This window comes from Pseudonocardia sp. EC080619-01, from assembly GCF_001420995.1.
Classification (GTDB): Bacteria; Actinomycetota; Actinomycetes; order Mycobacteriales; family Pseudonocardiaceae; genus Pseudonocardia.
Map to the genome: position 1 here is coordinate 2718781 of NZ_CP012184.1, position 20230 is coordinate 2739010.

General features: G+C 74.5%; 21 protein-coding genes. 13 read left to right on the top strand and 8 right to left on the bottom strand.

Features of this window, described 5'->3' with window-relative positions:
- Positions 1-17: 17 nt before the first annotated feature.
- Complete coding sequence (locus AD017_RS12725; RefSeq protein ID WP_060574359.1) at positions 18-1094, top strand: hypothetical protein; 1077 nt, start codon at positions 18-20, stop codon at positions 1092-1094.
- Positions 1095-1115: 21 nt separating this feature from the next.
- Here the strand turns inward: AD017_RS12725 and AD017_RS12730 are convergent, their stop codons facing one another.
- From AD017_RS12730 to pseB, 3 genes are read right to left on the bottom strand one after another with little or no spacing between them, the layout of a single operon-like run.
- Complete coding sequence (locus tag AD017_RS12730; RefSeq protein WP_060574360.1) at positions 1116-2528, bottom strand: lipopolysaccharide biosynthesis protein; 1413 nt, start codon at positions 2526-2528, stop codon at positions 1116-1118.
- Positions 2525-3655 carry a DegT/DnrJ/EryC1/StrS aminotransferase family protein gene (locus AD017_RS12735; RefSeq protein WP_060574361.1) on the bottom strand — a complete coding sequence of 377 codons (1131 nt, stop codon included), beginning with the start codon at positions 3653-3655 and terminating at the stop codon, positions 2525-2527. Before AD017_RS12735 ends, AD017_RS12730 begins: the two co-directional genes overlap by 4 nt.
- A gap of 2 nt (positions 3656-3657) precedes the next feature.
- Positions 3658-4641, bottom strand: coding sequence for a UDP-N-acetylglucosamine 4,6-dehydratase (inverting) (gene pseB / locus AD017_RS12740; protein WP_029239670.1), 984 nt, complete (start codon positions 4639-4641; stop codon positions 3658-3660).
- A gap of 83 nt (positions 4642-4724) precedes the next feature.
- Here pseB and AD017_RS12745 point away from each other — a divergent pair, with 83 nt between their 5' ends.
- The 9 genes from AD017_RS12745 to AD017_RS12785 are packed head-to-tail and all read left to right on the top strand — an operon-like array spanning position 4725 to position 12921.
- A complete protein-coding gene (locus AD017_RS12745) occupies positions 4725-5450 on the top strand; it encodes a cytidylyltransferase domain-containing protein (protein ID WP_082399217.1) in 726 nt (241 codons plus the stop codon).
- A gap of 4 nt (positions 5451-5454) precedes the next feature.
- Complete coding sequence (locus tag AD017_RS12750) at positions 5455-7002, top strand: bifunctional UDP-2,4-diacetamido-2,4,6-trideoxy-beta-L-altropyranose hydrolase/GNAT family N-acetyltransferase (RefSeq protein ID WP_060574363.1); 1548 nt, start codon at positions 5455-5457, stop codon at positions 7000-7002.
- Between the two features lie 31 nt (positions 7003-7033).
- Positions 7034-7654, top strand: coding sequence for a biotin transporter BioY (locus AD017_RS12755; RefSeq protein ID WP_050802446.1), 621 nt, complete (start codon positions 7034-7036; stop codon positions 7652-7654).
- The gene (locus tag AD017_RS12760) at positions 7651-9000 is read left to right on the top strand and encodes an AMP-binding protein (protein WP_227012734.1); all 1350 of its coding nucleotides are present in this window, start codon (positions 7651-7653) and stop codon (positions 8998-9000) included. Before AD017_RS12755 ends, AD017_RS12760 begins: the two co-directional genes overlap by 4 nt.
- Positions 8997-10157 carry a thiolase family protein gene (locus AD017_RS12765; protein WP_060574364.1) on the top strand — a complete coding sequence of 387 codons (1161 nt, stop codon included), beginning with the start codon at positions 8997-8999 and terminating at the stop codon, positions 10155-10157. The genes AD017_RS12760 and AD017_RS12765 overlap by 4 nt, the downstream gene beginning before the upstream one ends.
- Entirely contained in the window at positions 10154-10831 is a 678-nt protein-coding gene (locus tag AD017_RS12770) for an energy-coupling factor ABC transporter ATP-binding protein (protein WP_060574365.1), read from the top strand. The genes AD017_RS12765 and AD017_RS12770 overlap by 4 nt, the downstream gene beginning before the upstream one ends.
- Positions 10828-11463: an energy-coupling factor transporter transmembrane protein EcfT gene (locus AD017_RS12775; RefSeq protein WP_060574366.1), complete on the top strand. Its 636-nt coding sequence runs from the start codon at positions 10828-10830 to the stop codon at positions 11461-11463. Before AD017_RS12770 ends, AD017_RS12775 begins: the two co-directional genes overlap by 4 nt.
- A 28-nt stretch (positions 11464-11491) precedes the next feature.
- Positions 11492-11965, top strand: a complete 474-nt coding sequence (locus AD017_RS12780) for a GbsR/MarR family transcriptional regulator (RefSeq protein ID WP_060574367.1) — start codon at positions 11492-11494, stop codon at positions 11963-11965.
- Entirely contained in the window at positions 11962-12921 is a 960-nt protein-coding gene (locus AD017_RS12785; RefSeq protein ID WP_060574368.1) for an alpha/beta fold hydrolase, read from the top strand. Before AD017_RS12780 ends, AD017_RS12785 begins: the two co-directional genes overlap by 4 nt.
- Before the next feature lie 15 nt (positions 12922-12936).
- Here AD017_RS12785 and pseI read toward each other — a convergent pair whose 3' ends face one another.
- Positions 12937-13995 (bottom strand): pseudaminic acid synthase, encoded by a 1059-nt coding sequence (gene pseI, locus AD017_RS12790; RefSeq protein ID WP_060576376.1) that lies wholly within the window; start codon positions 13993-13995, stop codon positions 12937-12939.
- Between the two features lie 14 nt (positions 13996-14009).
- Positions 14010-15005: a putative sugar O-methyltransferase gene (locus AD017_RS12795; RefSeq protein ID WP_060574369.1), complete on the bottom strand. Its 996-nt coding sequence runs from the start codon at positions 15003-15005 to the stop codon at positions 14010-14012.
- 132 nt (positions 15006-15137) lie between these two features.
- Between AD017_RS12795 and AD017_RS12800 the strand changes: the two genes are divergently transcribed.
- The 3 genes from AD017_RS12800 (at position 15138) to AD017_RS12810 (ending at position 17348) form a co-directional block, all read left to right on the top strand.
- The gene (locus AD017_RS12800; RefSeq protein WP_202796449.1) at positions 15138-15815 is read left to right on the top strand and encodes a glycosyltransferase family 2 protein; all 678 of its coding nucleotides are present in this window, start codon (positions 15138-15140) and stop codon (positions 15813-15815) included.
- 17 nt (positions 15816-15832) lie between these two features.
- Entirely contained in the window at positions 15833-16297 is a 465-nt protein-coding gene (locus AD017_RS12805) for a DUF2304 domain-containing protein (protein ID WP_227012735.1), read from the top strand.
- A 103-nt stretch (positions 16298-16400) separates the two neighbouring features.
- On the top strand, positions 16401-17348 hold the full coding sequence (locus AD017_RS12810) for an NAD-dependent epimerase/dehydratase family protein (RefSeq protein ID WP_010240578.1): 948 nt from the start codon (positions 16401-16403) through the stop codon (positions 17346-17348).
- Positions 17349-17370: 22 nt separating this feature from the next.
- On the opposite strand, the gene AD017_RS12815 is transcribed toward AD017_RS12810, so the two are convergent.
- The 3 genes from AD017_RS12815 to AD017_RS12825 all read right to left on the bottom strand — a co-directional run bounded on the left by AD017_RS12815 (position 17371) and on the right by AD017_RS12825 (position 20145).
- The gene (locus AD017_RS12815; protein ID WP_010240576.1) at positions 17371-18528 is read right to left on the bottom strand and encodes a decaprenyl-phosphate phosphoribosyltransferase; all 1158 of its coding nucleotides are present in this window, start codon (positions 18526-18528) and stop codon (positions 17371-17373) included.
- A 4-nt stretch (positions 18529-18532) separates the two neighbouring features.
- Positions 18533-19123: a phosphatase PAP2 family protein gene (locus AD017_RS12820; RefSeq protein ID WP_010240574.1), complete on the bottom strand. Its 591-nt coding sequence runs from the start codon at positions 19121-19123 to the stop codon at positions 18533-18535.
- 182 nt (positions 19124-19305) lie between these two features.
- Positions 19306-20145: an HAD family hydrolase gene (locus AD017_RS12825; protein WP_060574371.1), complete on the bottom strand. Its 840-nt coding sequence runs from the start codon at positions 20143-20145 to the stop codon at positions 19306-19308.
- Positions 20146-20230: the final 85 nt, after the last annotated feature.

Sequence of the window (20230 nt, forward strand, 5' to 3'; positions counted from 1 at the left end):
CGGACCGGAGCACGGCCTTGGACATCCAGAACCACTACTACGGCCACTCGGCGGTCCTCGCCGCGTACGCGGGCCTGCCCCGCCCCCGGCACATCGCCGGCCTGCTGCAGCACGGCTGGACCGCGACGTCACCGGTGCCGGCACACTTCGCCGACTTCCCGAAGGTCGGCACCGACCCCCGCCAGCGTCGCCTTCTGGTCTGGTCGCACGACTGCCGCGGCTGGTCTCCTACCGACGAGGACCGGACGACCACCGCGATCGGCGCCCCACTGCTCTATCTGGAGCGACTGCTGCGCCGCGGCGGGTGGGAGTCCTCGGCGCAGCTCGGGCCGGTCTTCATCCCGTTCCACGGCACCCGTCTGGTCCGGGTGACGGGCGCACACGCCGACCTTGCACGGCAGGTCGCCAAGGTCGACGGTCCTTCGACGGTGTGCCTGCACCACGAGGACATGACCGATCCCGAGATCACGACAGCGTGGGCAGAGGCCGGACACACCCTGGTCACCGCCGGTCGCCGGGACGACCCCCACTTCCTGCTGCGGATCATGCACCTGATCGGTCACGCCAGCCGGGTCTCGTCGAACCGGCTGTCGACCGCGGTGCTGTATGCCGCCGCGATCGGGACTCCCGCCGCCGTCTGGGGTGACCCGTTGACGTTCGGCCACCAGGGCGCTGAGGCGCTCGCGATGCTCCGCGACCGCTGGCCGGAGTTCCATGTCTCCGACCCGGCCGACGGGTCCCGTCCGGTCACCGGCGCCGCCGAGGCGGACGCTGCCGCGACGGAACTCGCCCGCCGTGAGCTCGGTGCTCATCACCTCCTGGAACCGGATGTCCTCAGAGACGCGCTGGGCTGGGGGCGCACGCCGAGCATCGGCCCGGGCCTCCAGTACTACGCCGCATCCCCCGTCAACAAGGCGGCGATGGTCCTGGGCCTGACGAAGCGTTCCGAGGCCAGCCAGAATGCGATGACGGCAGGCGGGTTCGTCTCGTTCAGCCCCATGCTGTGGCTGAAGAACCCGCTCGCGGCGGTCCCCCGGCCGTTGCCGAAGGGACTGCCGGTCCCGATCGCGACGGAGCAGCCGCTCGACGCGTGATCACCCGCCGGGCCGCCCCGGTCAGCGGGTGAAGATCCGCCGCACCATCCACAGCAGCGCGACCCCGAGCAGCGCGGCGAGCCCGAACCGCACCGACAGCCACAGCACGCCGTCGGCGGGCAGGACCACCCCGGCCCCGCAGACGACGAGCCCGGCGGCGAGCGGGCCGAGCAGCACCTGCTCGCGCCAGCTGGTCTCCGACACCCGTCTGCGCAGCAGCGACGTCCCCACGGCGAGCGCGACGTAGATCAGCGGGAACCCGACGGCGACCGCCGTCAGGGATCCGGTCTGCGCGAGCCCGACCGCTGCGGCCAGGCCGACCACCAGGCTGATCGGGCTCGCGACGGCCAGCCCACCGCTGCGTCCGGAGGCGAACACGAGGTGCACGTTCGCCAGGTAGGCGACCGAGACGACGGCGCCGATCGAGGTGACGGCGGCGACCGGGACCAGCTGGGCCGGGGCGAACTCGGCCGGGGCGAGGATCTGCAGCAGGAACGGGGCGAGCAGCGCCACCCCGCCGGACAGCGCCGCCGTCACGGCGGCGACGTCGCGGGCGCTGCGCTCCAGCGCCGCGCCCCGCTCGGCCGGGTCGGTCCGGTAGACCACCGGCGCCCACGCGTTGTTCAACGCCGAGACGATCATCGCGGGCGCCGACCCGAGGAGCAGCGCGATCTGCATGCGGCCGCCGTCGTCGATGCCGAACCAGCGGGTCGCGATCAGGACGAGGGCGTTCTGCACGAGCAGCAGCGCCACCAGGTGCGGGACGGCGGGCAGGCCGACCTTCAGCGCCTTCCGCAGGTCACCGCGCGCGGTCCGCGGCCATCCGTCGCGCAGCGCGAGCACGATCCCGGTCAGGCCGGCGGCGAGGTAGCCGAGCAGCAGCCCGAACAGGTAGTCGTCGGCGTCGCTGGCCCGCCAGACCACCATCGCGAGGCCGAGCAGCGGGCCGCCGAGGGTCGCGACCCCGGACATGACCACGAACGGCACCGGCCGGTCCTGCACCCGCAGGAACGCCTGCGCGTTGAGCACCATCGCGAACCCGGCCGCGGCGAGCGCGGCGAACGCCAGCCCGGTCTGCCAGGGCACCGACAGCACCGGCTCGCTCCACAGCGGGCCGGCCAGCACGGCGGCGACGACCAGCAGCGTCGACAGCGCGCTGCCCTGCAGCACCAGCGCCCTCGCGCCGTCCACACCGGACTTCTCCAGGATGCCGTGCCGGGTGATCGACGACGCCAGCCCGAAGCCCGCGACCATCGCGCCGACCTGCACGAGGATCAGGCCGATCGCGACGATGCCGTACTCCTCGCGCCCGAGCACGCGCGTCACCACCGGGGTGACCAGCACGTTCGCCAGGATCGGCGCGACGCTGCCGAGGGTGTAGAGGGAACCGCGACCGAGGACGTCCTTGCTCGCGTTCCCGGCCACGGACGTCATTCCCCGTGTCCGAAGAACTCCCGTACGAGGGCCGCCACCCGGTCCACGTCGGAGTCGGTGAGATCGGGGAACAGCGGCAGCGAGAGCTGCTGCGAGTAGTAGGTCTCCGCGTTCGGGCACAGCCCGCGGCGGTAGCCGAGATCGGCGAACACCGGGTGCCAGTAGGCGGGGACGTAGTTGACCTGCACCCCGATCCCGTTCGCACGCAGGTGCTCGAACAGCGCGCGGCGGCGGCCGTCGAGCACGCGCAGCGGGTAGAGGTGCCAGGCCGGGTCGGCGCCGTCGCGCCGGGACGGCAGGCGCACCTCGGCGACGTCGGCCAGCGCCGCGTCGTAGCGGGCGTGGATCTCGGCCCGGCGACGGGTGAAGGCCGCCAGCCGGCCCAGCTGCGACGACCCGAGCGCGGCCAGCAGGTCCGGCAGCCGGTAGTTCAGGCCGAAGGCGTGCACCTCCTGGTGCCACGGGCCCTCGTCCGGGAACCGCTGCCGCTCCCTGTCACGGACGAGTCCGTGGTTGCGGAACGACCGGGCGCCCTCCACCAGCGACGGCCGCGGCGAGACGACGGCGCCGCCCTCGGCCGTCGTGAGGTTCTTCGTGGGGAAGAAGCTCAGCGTCGTCAGGTCCGCCAGGTCGCCCACCGGACGGCCGTGCCAGGTCCCGCCGACCGAGTGCGCGGCGTCCTCCAGCAGCAGGGCCCCCGCGCCGTGCGCGATCTCCCGCAGCGGGCCGGCGTCGATCGGGTGACCGGCGTAGTCCACCCCCGCGACGACGGTCGTGGACGGTGTGAGCGCGGCCTTCGCCGCGTCCGGGTCGAGGTTGCCGGTGTCCTCGCTGACGTCCGCGAAGATCACGTTCGCCCCGTGCAGGGCCGCGGCCGACGCCGTCGCGACGAACGTCAGCGGTGCGACGACGACGTCCTGGCCGGGCCCGACGCCCGCCGCGGCGTAGGCGACGTGCAGCGCCGCCGTGCCGCTGGTGACGGCCACCGCCGGGTGCCCGGTGACGGCCGCGAGGTCGTCCTCGAACCGGGTGACCGCCGGGCCGGTCGTGAGCCAGTCCGTGCCGAGGACCGCCGTGACGGCCTCGACGTCGTCGGAGGAGATCGACTGCCGTCCGTAGGGAAGCATGCTCAGTCCAGGGCCTCGACCATCTGGCGCAGCTGCTCGGGCGACAGCCACAGGTCGTTGGTGTCCGAGCGGTACGCCTCGCCGTCGGGCACCTGCTCGCCGCCCTCGGGCGAGGTGTAGCCCCAGCCGGCGATGTACGGCTCGACGACGTAGCGGTCGGCCAGCTTGAGGGTCCGCCGCGAGTCGTCGGCGGCGATCATCTCCTCGTGCAGCTTCTCGCCGGGCCGGATCCCGATCTCGTGGGTCGCGGCGCCGGGCGCGATGGCCTCGGCCAGGTCCGTCATCCGCATCGACGGGATGCGCGGCACGTAGAGCTCGCCGCCCTGCATCCGGTCGAACGAGTCGATCACGAACTGGACGGCGTCCGGGAGGGTGATCCAGAACCGGGTCATCCGCTTGTCGGTGATCGGCAGCGACTGCCCGTCGGCGGCCAGCTTCTTGAACAGCGGCACGACCGATCCGCGGCTGCCCAGCACGTTGCCGTAGCGGACCACGGCGAACCGGGTCTCGTAGGCGGCCGCGTAGTGGTTCGCGCTCACGAACAGCCGGTCCGCGCACAGCTTGGTGGCGCCGTACAGGTTGATCGGCGACGACGCCTTGTCCGTCGACAGCGCGACGACCTTCTTCACCCCGGCGTCGATCGCGGCCTCGACCACGTTCTGCGAGCCCTCGACGTTGGTCCGGATGAACTCGAAGGGGTTGTACTCCGCGGTGTCGACCTGCTTCAGCGCGGCGGCGTGCACCACGTAGTCGACGCCGTGCATGGCACGGCGCAGACGGGGCTGGTCGCGGACGTCACCGAGGAACCAGCGCAGCCGCGGGTCGTCGCCGAACAGCGAGCGACACTCGTACTGCTTCAGCTCGTCCCGGGACAGGATGACCAGACGGCGCGGTTCGTAGCGGTCCAGCAGGGCGCGCACGAACGCCTTGCCGAAGGACCCCGTCCCGCCCGTGACCAGGACCGACGAGCCCTTGAGTACCGACATCACGCCTCCACATCCACGGCATTTCTCCCGCCCGGCATGATGGCACGCGCTCATCCGGACGAATCGAAGCAGGTAGCGAGCAGGTGCGGATCAACGCGGTCATCCAGGCGCGGACGGGATCGTCCCGCCTGCCCGGAAAGGTGTTGCGGGACCTGGGCGGACGCCCGGTCCTCGACCGGGTGGTCACCGCGGCGCGCACGGCGCCCGGGGTCGACGAGGTCGTGGTCGCGACGTCGACGGCCACCGGTGACGACGCCGTCGCCGACCGGGCCGCCGAGCTCGGCGTCCGGGTGGTCCGCGGTTCCGAGGACGACGTCCTGGACCGCTTCGTGCGGGCCGCCGACGAGCACCCGTGTGACGCCGTCGTCCGGCTCACCGCGGACTGCCCGCTGCTCGATCCGGAGCTGATCGGCCTGGTCGCCGCGACCTGGCGGAACGCGCCGGAGCACGACTACGTGGCCAGCACCCTGGTCCGCACCCTGCCCCGCGGGCTCGACGTCGAGCTCGCGACGGTGGCCGCGCTGCGCGACCTGGCGACCACCGCGACCGGCCACGACCGGATCCACGTCACCTCCGGCCTCTACGCCGAGCCCGAGCGGTTCCGGTGCCTCGGGATCGTCGTCGCCCCGGCCGCGAACGACCTGCGGGTGACCCTGGACACCGCCGACGACCTGCAGGCCCTGCAGGGACTGGTGGAGCTGCTCAGCGACCGGACGGACTGGCGGTCCGTCGTGTCGGTGCTCCGGTCGCACCCCGAGCTGGTGGCGCTCAACGCGCACGTCCGGCAGAAGTCCCTGGCGGAGGGCTGAGCCGGTGCGGTTGCTGCTCCGCTGCGACGCCGGCCCGTCGACGGGGGTCGGGCACGCCGTCCGGTGCGCCGCCGTGGCCGAGGCGGCGACGGCGTCCGGGCACGAGGTGTTCTGGTCCGGCCGCCTGGACGGCTTGGGCTGGCTGTGGGCCGGGCTGGCGCCCGGCGGACCCGTCCCGCCCGGGACGTTGCTCGATGCGGCCGACTCGGCCGACGACCTGGTCGCGTTGTGCCGCGATCACCGGATCGACGCGGTGCACGTCGACCACTACCTGCTCGGCACCGACCTGCGCGGGCCGCTGAACGCCGCCGGCATCGTGCTGTCCACGGTCGAGGACTTCACCACCGGCCGTCGATCGGGTGACCTGGTCGTCGACCCCAACCTGGGTGCCGACGACCATCCCCGGCCCGACGACGGCTCGACGACGCTGCTGCGCGGACCCGCGTACGCCCCGCTGCGGATCGCGGCCCGGCGCGCCCGCCGGGTGCGGGAGATCCGCGACCGGGACCTCCGTCCCGCCACCGCCGGGGTCCCGCCCCGGGTGCTGGTCGTCATGGGCGGCACCGACGCGGCCGGGCTGCTCGGGCGGGTGGTGGCGGCGCTGGCCGCCGCGGACGTCCCGGCCGAGGTCGACGTCGTCGTCCCCGTGGGCCGGTCGGTCACGCTCCCGGAGGGCGGCCCGGCGCGGTTCCGCGCGATCGCGCCGCTGCCGGACCTGCCCGCGGCGATGGCCGAGATGGACCTGGTGGTCAGCGCGGCCGGGACGACGGTGTGGGAGCTGTGCTGCGTCGGCGTCCCGATGGCCCTGGTCCTGGCCGCGGACAACCAGGTCGAGGGCTACCGGACGGTCGTCGCCGCGGGCGCCGCGGCCGGGCTCGGCGGGGCCGCGGACCTCGCCGACCCGGAGCCGGGGGCGGCCGTCCTGCGGGACCTGCTGACCGGCCCCGGCCGCAGGGACGCGCTCGGGGCGCGGGCCCGGACCGTCGTCGACGGCGAGGGGGCGAACCGGATCGTGGACGCGCTCGCCGCCGCCGTCGGCGAACCGGACGGGGCCGCCCGGCGGAAGCCCGTCGAGCACACCGTCCTCGCGGGTGCCCTGCACGCCCGTCCCGCCCGGCTCGACGACGCGGAGATGCTGCTCGGCTGGCGCAACGACCCGGAGACCCGGCGGTGGTCACGCTCCACCGGCGAGATCGACCTCGACGCGCACCGGCGCTGGCTCGCGGGCTCCCTCGACCGCACCGACCGGCGGCTGCTCGTCGTGTCCGACGTGGACGGTGCGGTCGGCACGGTCCGCTGGGACCGGGACTGCACCGGCTGGGAGGTCTCGATCACGGTCGCCCCGGAGCGGCGCGGGTCCGGGCTCGCCGTCCCGCTGCTGCGGGCCGGCGAGGACGCGCTGCGGGCGTCCACCGGCCCCGGGACGCCGGTGATCGCCGTCGTGCACACCGGGAACGCCGCGTCGGCCCGGCTGTTCGCCCGCGCCGGGTACGCCGACGACGGCACCGGCCCGGACGACGACGGTTTCCGCACCCTCCGCCGGACGCTCTGACCGGTCGTGTCGCGGTGACACAACCCGCATGATGTGCCGCCGACACGCCGGGGTGACCTACCCTTCGCGCGTGTCCGGATCCCGTCCCGCGCTGCCCGCCGCCGACCTCGCGCGGGTCGTGGTGTTCGCCGCGTTCATCGCCGTCCTCGGCCTGTTCCCGGGGATCGGCGGCGTCGCCGGCGTCCCGATCGTCGTGCAGAACGCCGGTCCGATCCTGGCCGGCGCCATCCTGGGCTGGCGGCTCGGGACGGCGGCGGTCGCGCTGCTGCTCGTGCTGACCGCGATCGGGCTGCCGCTGCTGTCCGGGGGCCGCGGCGGGATCAGCGTGTTCGTCGGCCCGAGCGCCGGGTTCGTCCTGGGCTGGCTGCTGTCGGCGCTGGTCACCGGCCTGATCGTGCAGCGGTCCCGCAGGCGGACGTTCCCGGTCCTGCTCCTCGCCTGCCTCGCCGGGCTGCTCGCCGACTACCTGATCGGCATCCCGGTGATCGGCGCCTACGTCGGCGACCTGGGCGCCGGCCTCGTGCAGTCGCTGGTGTTCGTCCCCGGTGACCTGATCAAGGTCGTGCTGGCCGCGGTGATCGCCGGGCTGGTGCACCGCGCGCTGCCCGACCTGCTGCCGCCGCCGGCGTCCGCGGAGCCCCGGGTCCGGTGACGGCGGGGCACACCCGGACGGCGCCACACCCCGCCCCGCCCGGACTCGGGCTCCGGCTCCCGGACGACCTGGCCGGGGCCGTCGACGCGGCCCGGACCCGGCTCGCCGCCCTCGGCGCCCGGGCCGGGGACCGGATCGTGCTGGACGCACCGGCGCGGTCCCGCTGGGACGTCCTGCCGTACCTGCTCGCGGCCGACCGGCTGGGCGCCGCGTCGCTCGTCGCGGACCCGGGATGGTCGGCCCGTGAACGCGCGTCGGTCCTCGCCGACGTCGACCCGGACCTGGTCCTCCCGACCGGCGACGACCCGGCGCCGGCGGCGCGCGCCGACCGGCCCGCGCGGGACGGGGACGGCCTCTTCCTGCTCCCGACGACGTCCGGCAGCACCGGTCCCCCGTCCGTCCTCGCCCGGACCCGCCGGTCCTGGCGGATCGGGTTCGACGTGCTCGGTCCGCTGCCGGGACCGGTCCTGGTGCCGGGGCCGCCGTCGTCGACGCTGTACCTGTTCGGCGCGGTGCACGCGCTCCACCACGGGCTCGACGTCGTCACGACCGACCGGCTCGATCCCGCCGACGCCCGCGCCGCCGGCACCGTCCACCTCGTCCCGGCACTGCTGTCCGCGCTGCTCGACGACCGGGAGCGGCACCCGGCCGGGCCCCCGCCGTCGGTGATCGTCTGCGGGGGCGCGCACGTCGCACCGGCGGTCCGCGAGCGGTGCGCGCGGCTGCTCCCGGACACCCTGCTGCTCGAGTACTACGGCTCGGCCGAGCACTCGCTGATCGCGATCCGGCGCGACGGCGGCCCGCTGCGTCCGGTCCGGGACGTGCGTACCGAGCTGCGCGACGGGGTGCTCTGGCTCGACAGCCCGCAGGCCGTCGCCGGACGGCTGCGCCACGGTGTGCTGGAACCGGCGACGCCCGGCCCGAGCACCGTCGGCGACCGGGCCGAGATCGCCACCGACGGGTCGCTGACCGTGCTCGGCCGTGCCTCCGCGACGATCCCCTCGGGCGGGACGCTGGTCGTCGCCGAGGAGGTCGAGCAGGTGCTGCGCGCGGTCCCGGGCGTCGCGGACGTCGTCGTCGCCGGTACGCCGCACCCGTCGCTGGAGATGCTGGTGACCGCCGTCGTCGAGCCGGTGCCGGGCCACGCGCCGGACCGCCGGGCGCTGCGGGACGCGGCCCGGCGGGCGCTGTCCCCGGCGAAGCGTCCGCGGCGCTGGCTCGTCACGGACGAGCTGCCGCGGCTCGGCTCCGGCAAGCCCGCGCGGGTGGCCGTCGACGCGGACCTGCGGGACGGCACCCTCGACGCCCGGCCCTGCGGGACCGGCGGGGACGGGAGCGGCGGATGACCCCCGACGACACCCCGGTCGTGATCGCGGCCCGCCGCACCCCGGTCGGCACGGCGGGCGGCGCGCTGCGCGGCCACACCGTCGACGCGCTCGCGGCGCCGGTGCTCGCCGCGCTGGCCGCGGAGATCGACACCCCGGTCGACGACGTGCTGCTCGGCAACGTGTTCGGCCCCGGCGGCAACCCGGCGCGGGTCGCAGCGCTGGCGGCCGGGCTGGGCGAGACCGTCCCCGGGATGACCGTCGACCGGCAGTGCGCGAGCGGGCTCGCGGCGATCGTCGCCGCGGCCGGCTCGGTCCGGGCGGGCGACGGCGCCGCGTACCTCGCCGGCGGCGCCGAGTCCGCCTCCACCGCACCGGCCCGGACCTGGCCCGACGGCACGTCGTACACCCGGGCACCGTTCGCCCCGGCCGGGAGCCCCGACCCCGACATGGGGCCGGCCGCGGACGTCCTCGCCGCACGGTCCGGGATCTCCCGGGAACGCCAGGACGCCTTCGCCGCACGCAGCCACGCCCGCGCCGTGGACGCGCAGCGCGCGGGCCGGTTCGACGGCGAGATCGTCGCCGTCGGCGGGGCCACCGCCGACGAGCGTCCCCGCGACCGTTTCACCGCCGAGCGGCTCGCCCGGTTCCGGCCCGCCTTCACCGCGGACGGCACGCACACCGCCGCGAACTCGTGCGGCGTGAACGACGGGGCGGCCGCCGTCCTCCTGGTCTCCGAGGCCCGCCGCCGGGAGCTCGGCGTCCCCGGTCTCGCGCTGGAGGCCGCGGCCACCCGCGGCTGCGCCCCCGAGCTGCTGGGGCTCGGCGCGGTCCCGGCGATCGTCGCGACGCAGGGCCTGCGGCCGCTGCGTCCGGTCCCGCTGTCCGGCGGTGACCCGCCACCGGGGGATCCCGCCGCGCCGGACGCGATCGAGTTCACCGAGGCCTTCGCCGGGCAGGTCCTGGCCTGCGTCGACGCCGCCGGGCTCGACGAGGACCGGGTCAGCCCGGACGGCGGCGCCATCGCGCTCGGGCATCCGTGGGGTGCGTCGGGGGCGGTGCTCGTCGTCCGACTGTTCCACCGTCTCGTCGTGCAGGGGCTCGGCGAGACCGGCCTGGCCGCACTGTCGTCCGGGGGCGGCCTCGGCGTCGCCACCCGCTGGAGGGTCGTCCGATGATCGAGTTCGACGGGATCGGCCACCGGTACGGCGAGCGCGTCGTCCTCGACGGCGTCGATCTCACGCTGCCCCAGCAGCGGGTCGCGCTGGTCGGGGCGAACGGGTCCGGCAAGTCGACCCTCGCGCGGACGGTCAACGGGCTGGTCCGCCCGACCGCGGGCAGCGTCCGGGTCGACGGCCGCGACCCCGCTCGCCAGGGTGCCGCCGTCCGGCGCCGGGTCGGGTTCGTGTTCAGCGACCCCGACTCGCAGATCGTCATGCCGACGGCCGGTGAGGACGTCGCGTTCTCACTGCGCCGGACCGTCCGGAACCGCGCGGAGCGCTCCCGGCTGGCCGCGGAGAAGCTCACCGAGTTCGGCCTCGGCGACCACGTGGAGCACCCCGCGCACCAGCTCTCCGGCGGTCAGAAGCAGCTCCTCGCGCTGTGCGCGGTGCTCGTGCTCGACCCGGACGTGCTGGTGTGCGACGAGCCCACCACCCTGCTCGACCTGCGCAACAAGCGTGCGTTCGCGGAGCGGCTGGCCGGGCTGCGCCAGCAGGTCCTGCTCGCCACGCACGACCTCGACCTGCTCGACGGCTTCGACCGCGTGATCGTCCTCGACGGTGGCCGGGTCGTCGCCGACGACGAGCCGGGCCCCGCGGTCGCGTACTACCGGAAGATCTGTTCGGAGTGACCCCGCTCGGCCTCTACGAACCCGGCACGAGCCCGCTGCACCGCGCGCCGGCCGGCCCGTCGCTGCTCGTCGTCCTGGTGGTGGCCGGGGGCACCGTCCTGACCTCCGACCCGCGGGTCCTCGGGGCGGTCTGCGGGGTGGTGGCGCTCGGCTACGTCGTCGCCCGGATCCCGTGGCGGCGGATCAGGCCGCTGCTGCGCACCCTGGCGCTGCTGCTGGTGCTGATCGGGGTCGTCCAGTGGTGGCTGCTCGGCCCGGACCGGGCGCTGGTGATCGCGCTGCGGCTGGTCGCCGCGATCGGGGTGGCCACCCTGTTCACGCTGACGACCCGGGTGGACGACGTGGTCGGTGCGGTCGAGCGCGGGCTCGGGCCGTTCCGTCGGTTCGGCGTCGACCCCGAGCGCCTCGGTCTTCTCGTCGGGCTGACGATCCAGTCCGTGGGGACGCTGTCCGGCATCGCCGGGCAGGTCAGGGCCGCGGCGCGGGCCCGCGGTGCCGGCGGGTCGGTGACGGCGTTCGCGGTGCCGTTCATGATCCGCACGCTGCGCCACGCCGACGCACTCGGCGAGGCACTGGCCGCCCGTGGCTGGGGCGACGGCCCCGACGACCGCAGCGGCCAGCCTTTGCAGTAACTACTGCAAAGGCTGTAATGTCCGTTTCGTGCCACCCACGGAACAGGAACTCGACGTCGTCGACGAGATCGCCGCGTCCTTCGAGCGCGAGGGCCTGCCGCTGATCACCGGCCGGGTGATCGGCTGGCTGCTGATCAGCGACCCGCCCGAGCAGAGCGCCGCCCAGCTGGCCGAGGTGCTCGGTGTCAGCCGCAGCTCGATCAGCACCGCGACCCGGATGCTGACGCCCGGCGGCCTCGTGGAACGGGTGCGCACCCGCGACTCGCGGGTCGAGCTGTTCCGGATCGCGCCCGACGGCTGGAGCCGGATGCTCGCCGAGCGCCACGCCCGGGCCACCGCGTTCCGGCAGGTGCTGGAGCACGGCCTCGACGTGCTCGCCGACCAGCCGGACGCCCGCCGCGACCGGCTCGTGAACGTCCACGAGCTCTACCTGTTCCTGGAGTCCGAACTGCCCGCCCTGTGGGAACGGTGGGAGTCCCGACGCACCGGAGGCGACCGATGACCACCCCGCGCGACCACGTGATCGAGCGCCCCGAGGGGAACCTGCATGTCCACCTCGCCGGGGACACCGGCCCGCCGGTGCTGCTGCTGTCCGGTGCCGGCCTCGACAACGCGATGCTGAGCTGGAAGCACCTGATCCCGGACCTCGCGCGCGACCACCGGGTGATCGCGCCGGACTGGCCGAAGCAGGGCCGCAGCCGGCCGTGGAACGGCCGGGCCACGCACGCCGTCCTGCTGCGGACGGTCACCGACGTGCTGGACGACCTCGGCGTCGAGCGGGCCGCCGTCGTCGGGCTCTCCCAGGGCGGCGCACTGGCGCTCGCCTCCGCGATCGAGCACCCGGACCGGGTGGAGCGCCTCGTCGCGCTCGCCCCGGCCGGGATCCTGGAGTTCCCGCCGGGGCTCCACCAGCTGCTGTGGCTCACCGCGAGGGTGCCGCTGCTGTCGCGGACCCTGCCGAACCTGGCGTTCCGCGGCCGGGCGGCCGTCACCGCCTTCACCCGTCGGGCACTGTTCGGCTCGTCCGACCGCGTCGCCGACCTCGACGAGATCGTCGAACGGGTGCTGGACGAGGCCCGGGCCGGGAACGCCGGCAGCTCGGACTGGCAGAACGACTCGATCGGCTTCCGCCGCATGCGGCTGGACCTGCGTCCGCGGCTGCCGGAGATCCGGTGTCCGGCACTGTTCGTCCAGGGCGACCGGGACGCCGGCGTCCCCCTCGCGCGGACCCGCGCGGCGGCGGACGCCGTCCCCGGTGCCCGGCTGGAGGTCCTGCCCGGGCGGGGGCACTGGTCGAACCGGGAGTCCCCGGACGAGGTGAACGCACTGGTCAGGGCTTTCCTGACCGAGGACGAACCTCGGATCCGCTACGACGACAGCGACGTCGAAGGGCTCGATCCCGACATCCAGCGGATGTTCCACGGCGACGAGCAGGGTGGCGATGCTGCTCCTCGATAGCCGGGCTCCGACCGGCTAGACCAGGTCCCAGGTCAGCGGCGTCCCGCGGGCGACGTCGCGGGTGAAGGTGCGCCCCAGCACCGTCGTGATCGCGTCCGTCGGCAGCCCACCGGCGGGGCGGATGGACCGTACGTTGTCGTCGGTGACCTTCTCCCCCGCGGCGACGTCGGCGACGACGTAGAGCGAGCGGCGCAGCGCGAGGGTGTCCCGCTCGGACTCCCGCGGGCCGAACCGGGCCGGGCCCAGCGCGCGCCGTGCCACGTCGGTCTCGGTGACCAGCGACGCCAGCTCGCCGGGCTCCAGGGAGAAGTCCGAGTCGACCCCGCCGTCGGCCCGCTGCAGCGTCACGTGCTTCTCGATCGCGACGGCGCCGAGCGCGACCGCGGCGACGGGCACGCCGATGCCCGGGGTGTGGTCGGACAGGCCGACCGGCACGCCGAACGCCTCGCGCAGCGCGGGGATCGTCTGCAGGTTCGCGTCGACCGGGTCGGCGGGGTACGACGCCGTGCACGCCAGCAGCACGATCTCGGTCGCGCCACCGTCCCGGGCGGCGGCGACGGCCGCGTCGATCTCGGCCAGCGTCGCCATCCCGGTGGACATCACCATCGGCTTGCCGGTGGCCGCCATCCGCCGGATCAGCGGCAGGTCGACGAGCTCGGCCGACGCGACCTTGTAGGCCGGCGCGTCGAGCGACTCCAGCAGGTCGATCGCCGTCGGGTCGAACGGGCTGGAGAACGGGACGAGGCCGTGCTCGCGCGCCCGTGTGAAGAGCGGCGCGTGCCACTCCCACGGCGTGTGCGCCTGCTCGTAGAGCTGGTAGAGGTTCCGGCCTCCCCACAGCCCGTGGTCGTCGCGGATCCGGAAGGCCGGGCCGTCGGCGTCGATGGTGATCGTGTCGGCGCGGTAGGTCTGGAACTTGACCGCCTGCGCGCCGGTCCCGGCGATCGCGTCGACGATCTCCAGCGCGCGGTCCAGCGAGCCGTTGTGGTTGCCGGACACCTCCGCGATGACGAACGGCCGCTCGCCGGGCCCCACACGGTGGCCACCGATCTCGATCGCGTCGGGGATGCGCATGCCGCCGAGGGTAGTCACCGGCGGGCCAGCACCATCACCTCGGACACCGTGCCCTCCGAGTCCTGGCCGTACAGGCCGGCGTCGGAGTCGACGAGCTCGAAGCGGTCGAACATCTCCAGGTACCGGTGCCGGAGCATCGGCTCGCGCACGCCGGGCTTCCCGGTCGGCGAGTTGCGCAGCAGCAGCCAGCGCGCGCCGAGGTCGGTGACCAGGTTCGCGTAGTTCTCGACGACCTCGGGCTCCATCTCCTGGAACGAGATGAAGTTGGCGAACAGGTCGACGGTGCCGGTCAGCCGGGGCAGCTGCCAGGCGCAGAGCACCGTCGCCGGCCGGTCGATCTCGTCGATCGCGATCTTCTCCTGCTCGCGGGTGGCCGCGTAGTCGAGCACCCGGCCCTCCCCCAGCACCTCGCGCAGGTAGTGCGTCGCGACCGCGGCGACCGGCGGGATGTCGACGTCGATGTAGCGCACGTCCTCGGTGCCGGCGAGGATCTCGCCGAGCGTGCCGAACCCGCCGCCGATCTCCAGGACGGTCGTCACGTCGAGATCGGGCACGGCCCGCTTCAGCATCACCAGGCCACGCAGGTAGTTCAGCGAGGACCGGCTGAACCGGCGGCCGGCGAACACGAGCTGCTCGGCCGGCGCACCCGCGGTCGACTCGGAGAACCCGCCGAGGAACGGCGGCCGGTCGGCCGGGTCGAGCGCCGTGACCGAGGCGTGGTGCGCCCGCGCGACCGGGACCTGGTCGATGCGCTCACGCACCAGCCTGCCCGGCTCACCCGCCGTCCCCAGCACCCGCGCGAGCGCCGCGGCGGGCCGGGACACCGGGGCGTACTGCGGCGCGTAGAAGTACTGCGCGGACGGGTGCCCGCGGAACTCCGCGAACCCACGGTCACGAAGGTCGGAGACGACCTTCTCCAGTCCGGTCCGCCAGAAGTCGGTCGGCCGGTACAGTTCCGGCGCGTCATCCAGGTCGGACAGCATCAGCTCGAGCAGCGTCCTCGCATCCATCCCCTCCAGCGTACGGAATGCCCATTAGGTCCGGATCGCGGCCGACCGTCGCGTACCGCCCGGAACGGGACCGATAGCCTGCGGGGTGGCGGACGGGAGCACCCGGCGCCCGGGAGGAGCGAGGGAGTGGACGTGGCCGCCGACACCGGCACCTGGGTGGTGGTCCCCGTGTACAACGAGGAGACCGTCATCGCCGAGGTGGTCGACGGGATCCGCACCCGCTTCCCGAACGTGGTGTGTGTCGACGACGGCAGCCGCGACGCCTCCGCCGAGCGCATCGCGGGCACGGCGGCGCACCTCGTCAAGCACCCGATCAACCTCGGCCAGGGCGCGTCCCTGCAGACCGGGATCGACTACGCGCTGCGGCGCGGCGCCGAGCGGATCGTCACCTTCGACGCCGACGGGCAGCACGACATCGACGACGCCCACCGGATGGCGGAGCTCGTCCGCACCGGTCAGGCCGACGTCGTACTCGGCTCCCGGTTCCTGGAGTCCACCGAGCCGATCCCGCTGCTCAAGCGGATCGTGCTGCGCACGGTCGCGGCGCTGTCGCCGTCGAGCCGGAAGCTCAAGCTGACCGACGCCCACAACGGGCTCCGGGTGCTGTCCCGGCCGGTCGTCGAGGAGCTGCGGATCTCGATGAACGGGATGGCGCACGCGTCGGAGATCGTCGCGGCACTGGCCGGGTCGCCGTGGCGGATCCGCGAGGTGCCGGTCACCATTCACTACACCGAGTACTCCCGTTCCAAGGGGCAGTCGTTGTTCAACGGGGTGAACATCCTGTTCGACCTGTCGGTCCGGCAGCGATGACCCAGGAGGCGAACACCGTGATCCTGCAGATCCTCCTGCTGGTCGCCACGATCGGCGCGCTGGTCTACTTCGTCCGGAGCGGGCAGAGCGTGGGGGTCCGGGCGAGCAAGCGACTCGCGTTCGGCGCCTTCGTGGTGCTCAACATCTACGCGATCCTGCGGCCGGACGACGTCACGTTCGTCGCCCGCGCCCTGGGCATCGGCCGCGGTACCGACCTGATCGTCTACCTGCTGGTCGTCGCGTTCGTCTTCGGGATGCTGAACACCTACCTGCGGGACCGCGAGATCAGTCAGCACCTGACGAACCTGGCCCGGCAGATCGCCGTCCGCGACGCGGAGCTGAGCCGCCGTGAGGAGGAGCTCGCCCGGCGCCTGGACGCCCTCGACGCGCGCGACGCGCGGTCGGCGACGCTCTCCACCAACGGCAACCGCCTGGACGCGGAGGACACCGCTGCCGGCGCGGCCGGCCGGTCCGAGACCTGACCCGGACGACGCTCGCCCGACGACGAGGTCCACGGCCCGGGAAACGTCCGGCTCGTCCGGGACGACCCCACCCCCGCACCGCTCGCTGACACGGGAGGACCCATTGCGCGCGCTCGTGACCGGCGGCGCCGGTTTCATCGGCTCCACCCTCGTCGACACCCTGCTCGCCCGCGGTGACGAGGTGCTCGTCGTGGACGACCTGTCGTCCGGCAAGCGGGAGAACCTCGCCCCCGGCGTCGCGCTGACCGAGCTCGACATCCGCGACACCGACGGGTTCGCGAAGTGCGCCGCCGAGTTCGCACCCGAGGCGGTGTACCACCTGGCCGCACAGATCGACGTCCGCACGTCGATGGCCGACCCGGTGCACGACGCGTCGGTGAACGTCCTCGGCACGCTCTCGGTCCTGCAGGCCGCGCGGGACACCGGCGCCCGCGGGGTCGTCGTCTGCTCCACCGGTGGGGCGATCTACGGCGACGGCGCGCCGCTCCCGACGACCGAGGACGAGCCGGCCGAGCCGGAGTCGCCGTACGGGATGAGCAAGCTCGCCGCGGAGCGCTACACGCGGTTCTTCGTCCGGGCTCACGGCCTGCCCGCGCTGGTGCTGCGGTTCGCGAACGTCTACGGCCCGCGTCAGCACCCGGCCGGGGGCGCCGGCGTCGTGTCGCTGTTCTGCGACCGCGCGCGGAGCGGCCGGCGGCCCACCGTGTTCGGCGACGGCGGCCAGACCCGCGACTTCCTGTTCGTCGGTGACGTGGCGCGGGCCGCGACGGCCTCGGCGGACCGGCTCGCCGCTGGGGAGCTGGCCGGCGAGGTGTTCAACGTCGGGACCGGGACCGAGTCGACGGTCACCGAGCTCGCGGCGACGATCGGCCGGATCGCCGGGATCGACGAGGGCGCCTTCACCCCCGAGCACGAGCCGGCGCGTCCCGGGGAGCTGCGGCGCAGCTGCCTGGACCCGTCGCGCGGGATCGCGGCGCTCGGCCTCCCGGCCCCCACGACCCTCGCCGACGGTCTGGCGGCCACCTGGGCCTGGCACACGGGCCGTTCCTGACCCGTGCGCCCGGCCGGGGCGGTCAGCTGTAGACGGCGAGCGTGAGCATCGCGATCCAGGCCACCGCGAGCACCTGGAGCGCCCGGTCGCCCAGCGCGATCTCCTCGGGCTCCCCACCGGAGCCCTTGTCGACGTCCACCGAGTACCGCAGCACGGCGATCACGAACGGGACGATCGACAGCACCGACCACACGGTGTTGTGGTGCGCCTCGCGGATCTCGAACGCCCACAGGCCGTAGGTCATGATCATGACCGTGGCCGACAGCGACCAGATGTAGCGCAGGTACGAGGCCGAGTAGCTCTCCAGCGACTTCCGGATCTTCGCGCCGGTGTCCTCGGCGAGGCGCATCTCGGCGTACCGCTTGCCGGCGACCATGAACAGCGAGCCGAACCCGGTGACCAGCAGGAACCACTGGGACAGCGGGATCTCGGTCGCGACACCACCGGCGATGGACCGCATCAGGAAGCCGGACGCGACGATGCAGATGTCCAGCACCGGCTGGTGCTTCAGCCACAGGCAGTACGACAGCTGCACCGCCACGTAGACGGCGAGCACGACGATGAGCTGCCAGGTGCTCAGGATCGACAGCACGATCGCCGCCGCGAACAGCACCGCGGACGCCGCGTAGGCGAGCGGCACCGGCACGATGCCGGCGGCGATCGGGCGGCGGCGCTTCGTCGGGTGCGCGCGGTCGGCCTCGACGTCGAGCGCGTCGTTGACGAGGTAGACACCCGACGCGGCCAGCGAGAACGCCACGAACGCGATGAGGCAGTCGATCAGGACCTCGACGCCGAAGAGCCCGCCGCCGACGAACGGCGCGGCGAACACGAGGACGTTCTTCACCCACTGGCGCGGGCGCATCGTCTTGAGCAGGCCGCGGGCGACCATCGCCGTGGTCCGCTCGGACGGGTCCAGCGGGACGTGCGGCGCGGGGGTCCCGCCCGCGGCGTCGGCCTCGTGGCCCTCGGGGGTGCCGGCGTCGTCCGGGGCGTCCGGCTCGACGGGGGTGGTCGGGTCGGCGGCCTCCGCGACGGCGGCCTTCGACGGCGTGCCGGATCCGTCCGCGGAGGCGGCGGTGCCCGTCGAGCCGTCGGTGCCGGACGAGCCGTTCGACGAGGACGGGGATCCCTCGTCGTCGCGGTCGGTGCGGTCGACCTTCGTGGGGTCGGTGCTGGTCATGCGCTCACCCTCCGGTGCTGGGGTTGCGGCGGATCGCGCGTCGCGCGCCGGCGGCGACGGCCGCGCCGAGCGCGGTGCCGGTGGCGACGTCGGTCGGGTAGTGCACGCCGAGGACGAGGCGCGAGAGCGCCATCAGGCCGACCGTGGCTGCGGCCGCCGGCCGGGCGCGACGGCCGAGCAGGCCGCCGTAGAGCACGGCGGCCGCGGTCGTGGACGTGGCGTGCGAGGACGGGAAACTCAGCCGGCTCGGGGTGCCGACCAGGACGCGGACCGAGGGGTGGTCCGGGCGGCGCCGCCGGACGACGCGCTTGACGCCGATCGAGGCACCGTGTGCGAACGCCACCGCGGCCGCCGAACCGAGCCACTCACGGCGGCGCGGACGGTCCAGCGCGGCTCCGGCGAGGCCGATCGCGAGCCAGCCCGCGGCGTGCTCACCGAACAGCGACATGCCGCGCGCGACGCGGACGGAGCCGTCGTTCGCGAGCGTGTCCTGGACGGTCGCGAGCACGGCGATCTCGCCGGTCGCGGACGCGGTGTTCGGGGCGCCGGCGTCGGCGGTCGGTTGCGGACCGGAACGGTCCAGGGTGTCTGCCACGGGGTGGGGCCCTCCTGGCGTGCCGCTGGCACCCGGCTGGCCCGGGCGATGACAGCCCGTGATGGTACGCGCGGGCGGGTCCCCGGCCGGGATCGGGGCACGTCACGGACCCACGGATGAGGGCGGGGTGAACGGCCGGCGACCACCGCCCGCCCGGCGGGTGCACGGATGTGCGACCGCCGTCAGAACCAGCGTTCGAGGACCTCGGCGATGCCGTCGTGGGTGTTCGGCACGGTGACCTCGTCGGCCATCCCGACGAGGTCCGGGTGCGCGTTGCCCATCGCAACCCCGGTGCCCGCCCAGCGCAGCATCTCCCGGTCGTTCGGCATGTCCCCGAACGCGATCGTCTCCGCGGCGGTGACGCCGAGCCGCTCGGCGACGGCGGCCAGCCCGGTGGCCTTCGTGACGCCGGGCGCGGACGCCTCGATCAGCCCGGACGGGTGCGAGAACGTCAGGTCGGCCAGCCCGTCCACCCGCGGTGCGAGCGCCTTCATCATCTGCTCGCTGGTCAGCTCCGGTGCCCGGACGAGCACCTTGGTGGCCGGGTGGGCGAGGAGCTCGTCGTGGCCGGCCTCGCCGCCGTCGTGCTCGCCCCAGGCGTGCACGTAGCCGGGGCCGGTGAGGAACTCGTCGACGGTGCCCCGCGCGATGCCGCCGGAGATCGCGTTCCCGACCCGCTCGACGCCGAGCCCGCAGCCCGGGAACAGCTCGCCGGCGAGCGCCGCGAGGGTGCGGACCGCGTCCGGGGCCAGCGTGTGCGCGCCGAGGACGACGTCGTCGACGGCGTCGTAGAGCACCGCCCCGTTCGCGCACACGCACAGCCGCACCAGCCCCTCCGGGAGCCGCGCCACGATCGGGGGGATCCAGCGCGGCGGCCGTCCGGTGACGAGCACGAAACCGGCGCCCGCACCGACCAGCCGTCCGACGACGGCGGCGGTGCGCGGCGAGACGGCGCCGCCGTCGTCGAGGAGGGTCCCGTCGACGTCGGTGGCGACCAACCGCGGTGGCTTCTCGGCGATCACGACACCGAGCCTACGGATACCGGGACGGCTGCCCGATGTCGATGTTCGGCCCCGCGGGGGACGGCCGGGTGGATACCCTCGTCGG